4 protein-coding genes and 1 pseudogene are annotated in these 5,214 nt (G+C 54.4%); 2 read left to right on the top strand and 3 right to left on the bottom strand.

Annotated features, from left to right (window positions below):
• Positions 1–20 precede the first annotated feature (20 nt).
• Positions 21–146, top strand: a pseudogene (locus QZ506_RS02850) (helix-turn-helix domain-containing protein); the annotation flags it as partial.
• A 296-nt stretch (positions 147–442) separates the two neighbouring features.
• On the opposite strand, the gene glpC reads toward QZ506_RS02850, so the two are convergent.
• From glpC to glpA, 3 genes are read right to left on the bottom strand one after another with little or no spacing between them, the layout of a single operon-like run.
• Positions 443–1,651, bottom strand: coding sequence for an anaerobic glycerol-3-phosphate dehydrogenase subunit GlpC (gene glpC / locus QZ506_RS02855; protein WP_291968935.1), 1,209 nt, complete (start codon positions 1,649–1,651; stop codon positions 443–445).
• Complete coding sequence (glpB, locus tag QZ506_RS02860; RefSeq protein ID WP_291968937.1) at positions 1,648–2,910, bottom strand: glycerol-3-phosphate dehydrogenase subunit GlpB; 1,263 nt, start codon at positions 2,908–2,910, stop codon at positions 1,648–1,650. Before glpB ends, glpC begins: the two co-directional genes overlap by 4 nt.
• On the bottom strand, positions 2,900–4,555 hold the full coding sequence (gene glpA, locus QZ506_RS02865) for an anaerobic glycerol-3-phosphate dehydrogenase subunit A (RefSeq protein WP_291968939.1): 1,656 nt from the start codon (positions 4,553–4,555) through the stop codon (positions 2,900–2,902). The genes glpB and glpA overlap by 11 nt, the downstream gene beginning before the upstream one ends.
• Positions 4,556–4,942: 387 nt before the next feature.
• Here glpA and QZ506_RS02870 point away from each other — a divergent pair.
• The coding region (locus QZ506_RS02870; protein WP_291968942.1) for a transposase at positions 4,943–5,214 on the top strand (272 nt) is incomplete at its 3' end.

Consider the following 5,214-nt stretch of genomic DNA (forward strand, 5'->3'; position numbering starts at 1 on the left):
CAAAACGCGAGGTAACTCTCATGCTTCATACTAACAATCCCATTATCAAACACAAAGCCGGCCTGCTCAATCTCGCCGAAGAACTCGGTAACGTATCAAAAGCCTGCAAGATCATGGGCGTGTCACGCGATACATTTTACTTGTACTAGCTCAGACCTGATCTGACAGACACCTGTATAAATAATCGGTAACTGTCAGATCAGGTCTGAGCTAGTACATAAGAAAGCGTAAAAAACTCATCGCTCAGTTCAAAAAATTTAAAAGAAGCGGGGAGGATAGGCAAAAAAAAGCCGGCACTCGAGCTGGCTAAATAAACACTGGAAGCAATGTGAGCAACGTCTTGCCTTCACAGCGAGGTCGTCAACGCATGAAAAGACATGCGTGCGTCTCTCTGGAACGTATGGCAATAATAATAATCATTATTATTCGTGTCTGTAAAGGATTATTTTTCCGTCGCCAGTTCGCGTGCTAATAACGTGATCGGATGCTCACAAGGTTTACTGGTCGACATCTCTACCTGCCATTTGCAGGTTTCACAGTCCGTGATCACCATATCCACTCCACTCTCCTCTATTTGGCGGAACAGCGGCGCGCCAATGCCCTGCGAGGTTGTGTAATTTTCCTTTTTAAAACCGTAAGTTCCGGCGATACCGCAGCACTGGGATTCCAGTACCACCAGTTCCAGCCCGGGAATACGGCGCAATAAATCCAGTGTGTAGGATGTCCACCCCATTTTCTCCATATGGCACGGCGTGTGATAAGCCACGCGTAGCGGCAGCGGATTCAGCGGCAGCGTTCTGCCTTGTTCTAACAGGCGATACAGCTCACGTGTCACCAGCGTAATGCTATCGCGTACCGCGTGGTTATCGACCCCCAGCAAATGCTGGTATTCGTCACGCAGCGTTGCCGTACAGCTTGATGACGTCGCTACCACAGTAAGATTTTTACCCTGAACCGCGCCTTCCAGATAGCCCACGTTTTGTTGCGCCTGCTTTCTGGCCTTGGTATGAAAACCGTTAGCAATCAGCGGTACACCGCAGCACTTCTCTTTTTCCAGCAGTTGCACGCCAATCCCCATCGCATTGAAGATGCGGATCAGGTCTTTGCCCAACTGCGGATGGTTGTAATTAACGTAGCAGCCGTGGAAGTACGCGATTTGCTCGCTAAACTGTTTTTGCGCTTCGGCTTGTTGACGATACCAGCGTCGGAAAGTGCCGAACGAGTATTTAGGCAACTGACGTCGATGGTCAATTTTCAGCGCGTTATCCAGCAACTGGCGCACCGGTTTCATCCCGGTCGCTGCGTTCACTAATGGCGCAAACGGCGTGGATACCGTTCCCATCAGGTCGGTATGACTGAGGATGGTGTCACGCAGTGAAGGACGATGCGGGTTATAGCGTGCTTTGGCGCGCTGAATGATATCGCCAATTTTGACATCCGACGGGCAGGCCACTTCGCAGCGTTTGCAGTTGGTGCAATATTTCAGCGCCTCGTCATACAGCGCTGGATCTTTCAGACGCAGGCGTTCACCGTCCGGTCCTGCCTGTTTCGGCCCCGGATAAAGAGGATTCACTCGGGAAACCGGGCAGTAAGTGCTACACACCGTACACTTGATACAATTATCAAAACTGGTGTCATTGAGCAGGCTCATGCAACCTCCCCTTGCAGCAACGTATCGGCAACCGACAACGCGCTCAATAAAGATACCCCCGCGCCACAGCCCTGCGCCAGAGGATCAAACCCTGCCAATACTGCGCCAATCGCATAGACGCCGGGCACCGTGACGCCCTTGATACGCGGGCGCAGCTTCTCGTCGGTTTTCACACCGAACAGGCGATACGGCTGAGGTGCCAGTACCTGTTCCCGGCTCCAGTCGCTGCGCAGCGCGGCATAGTGCACATCAAAACCAAACACCGGCTCCACAACGCGATCATACTCTGCCACCAGCCCGTTGTTAAAGAAGCTACCGCTGGAAAGCACCACCTGCTGAGCCCGCAATGGGATATCGACATGATTACGGGTATAAAGCGCCTTTTCTGTTGCTCCCAGGACGGCACGCTCGACTTTATCGCCCGGCATCACCATGCCGCCCAATTGGCGGAAACGGCGCACCATCGCCTGATGTAAGCGAACCCCTGGTAACGACGGCGGAAGCGTCGGCAATAGAATGACAGGTTTGCCCAAGGCACTTTGCAGCATAGCCACGGCATCCGGCGTATCCAGTCCCAGGCAAGCCGGTAAAATGACGGCATCGTGATGAGCGCTCAGCCGCGTCAATTCCGCCAGCAATGCGCTGGCGTTTTCCGGCAGATCCAGCACGCGAGCGATATTTACCGCGCGGAACTCGCTGGGGTTACCGCGCAGACGATCCAACGCGGGTAGATGTAAATCGGCACTCTTTGCCGCAATGCCCTGCGCTTGCAGCGCATCAGCCACGATAGAGGCCTGGAAATCCAGAAAGCCTTCAATGCCCACAATCAGCGGAGCGCGCCATGCCAGCGGTTTGCCCTGTTCCCGCGTGACAATTTCAGGTGGACTCAGCCAGCACGGGCGATATTTTCCGAGCGGCGTCAAACGCAGGTGGTTTTGTTGATGGCTGCCCGTCATGGTCGCGCCACAGCGCTCCAATAAGGCTTCGGCTTCTGGCACCCAACGGCGTACAGCGGCCTCACTCATCAGCGAATAGGGATGCTCGGGAGCCTGACTTGCCAGCGCTGACAGCGCCTCAAGGGGATGGTGAACCGGCTCACCATCTGGCAGAAAGGACAGCAGATCCAGCGATCCCGAAGAGAAATGCAAGGCGCTTTGTCCTGAGCTGACAATGGCGCAGTGTTTTCCTTGCTCCGACAAACGAATACCGCAGGTGAGCCCGGCTAACCCGCCACCGATAATGACGACGTCATACCGCATGTTGTTCCTCCTGCTGATCCTCAATACTCAGCCCACACAAGCCCTGATACACCCAACTGGTGAATTCGCTTTCACGCAACGCGTTACCCCATGCGATGGGGCGAACGCCTTTCCAGCGCTCATTTAAAAACTGACTTAACTGCGCCAACGCTTGCGGCGGTGTCGATTGCCCCAGCTTGCACAGTAATCCGGCGGCACGGCACGCACAGAGCTCGCCCTGGCAGGTTCCCATCCCGACACGGGTACGCCGCCGCAGATCAATCAGGTTGTTAACCTTGAGTGCTTCCACGGCATAGCGAACTTCCCCCGCCGTCACCGCTTCGCATTCGCACACCAGACTGCTGTCGGCATACTCGCCAGACAGCACGCGCGTGGCGCGATCGCCGTGGCGGTAAATCGCGGACCCGCGCAGCGGTGCAGAAAATGCGCGTGTGCCAGACGTTGCGGCAGCAGGTTGTTGCGTAGACGCGCTGGAGGAGCCCGGCAGTGGTCGTTCCGCTGTGGTGCAGCGCGCACTGTGCCCCAGCTTTTCACACACCTTGTCGGTGACCCACTCCGCCATCAGGCGGTACGTCATTAATTTGCCGCCAGTAATGGTGACAAACCCTTCCAACCCGTCGCGACTGGCATGGTCAAGCAGCACGATGCCGCGACTTACGCTGCGCCCGCTCGGATCATTGTCGCTTGCCACCAGCGGACGCACGCCCGCGTAGGCGCGCAAAATGCGCGTTTGGGCCATCATCGGCGCCAGCTTCGCCCCTTCACGCATCAGGATCTCTACCTCTTGCGGCGTGACGGACATGTTGTCTATCTGGTCATAGTCCACGCGGGTTGAGGTGGTACCGATCAGAGAAATGGTGTCACCCGGTACCAAAATGTCGGCATCGGCAGGCTTACGGCAGCGGTTGATCACTATATTGTTGATACGGTGGCAGAGAATCAGCAATGCGCCTTTGGCAGGGAACATACGCACGCGCAAATCCGCATATTCGGCAATGCGCTGTCCCCAGATGCCAGCGGCGTTAATCACCACCTGCGCATAGAGATCGAGAGTACGTTGTTGTTTATGGTCGAAAACGCGCACGCCGGTGACACGATCGCCCTGACGTATCAGTCCCAGTACTTCGTGGTAGGTCAATACTTCCGCCCCATGTTCGCAGGCATCCATCATATTGGCGGTGGTGAGTCGGAACGGATCAACGGTGCCATCCGGCACCCGCACCGCGCCAATCAACTGCGGGTTAGCGGCAGGCTCGAGGCGCAGCGCTTCCTGCGGATCAATCGCCTGCGCATTGATACCCGCCTGCTGACAGGCCGCGATAAACTGGGATTGATAAGCCAGATCGTCTTCAGGCAGTGTTAGGAACAGGCCATCGGTTGGCTCCACGCAGTGCCGAGATATGCGGCGTAAAATCTGGTTTTCTTCAATACATTCGCGCGCGGATTCACTGTCAGTTACCGCATAGCGCGAACCACTGTGCAGCAACCCGTGGTTACGCCCGGTCGCGCCTGTCGCGATGTCGAAGCGCTCCAGTAGCAAGCAACGCAGTCCCCTGAGTGCCAGGTCACGCAAGGTTCCCGCGCCAGTCGCGCCGCCGCCAATCACGATAACGTCGGTTTCGCGGTAGGCTGTGCTGTTTTCCATGATGGTGTCACCTTTCCGGATCTTCATTAAGGGTATTCAGACACAGAAAAGAAAAGAAATGATTGATAAAGAGCAAATTCGAGCAAAAAACGAAAATAACAAACCGGATATGTAACCGTTTCGCTATAAAAGTCACACCAAAATGAGGTCTATAGGGGGCATTTTGTTAAGTAAAGCACAATAATTGAACAACCGTATAAAAATGTAACATTTTAGCGGTGGCTCACATTGAACCCCTGCGCCATTTCGCTACCATACGCGTGATTTAGCACAAAATAATTATCGCTTTTAAGCGTATTGGAGAACGTTATGATGGATCCTGTACACGAGATTGTGTAATTGCCTGATTTTGATATGTTCAATCCAACATCAAAAGCAGGTTACTTTGTGGACGAAAAACAGTTACAGGCTCTGGCTAACGAGCTGGCCAAAAATCTCAAAACCCCTGGCGATCTCAACCAGTTTGATCGCCTGCTGAAAAAGATCAGCGTTGAAGCTGCCCTTAATGCTGAAATGATCCATCACCTCGGGCATGAGAAGCACCAGTCCAAATCTGGAACTAACACGCGCAATGGCTACTCCACAAAGACTGTTACCACCGGCGATGGTCCGCTGGAACTGCGTACACCACGTGATCGTGATGGTTCCTTTGAACCGCA

It is taken from the genome of Candidatus Symbiopectobacterium sp. (assembly GCF_020054415.1).
In the GTDB taxonomy this organism is placed as follows: domain Bacteria; phylum Pseudomonadota; class Gammaproteobacteria; order Enterobacterales; family Enterobacteriaceae; genus Symbiopectobacterium.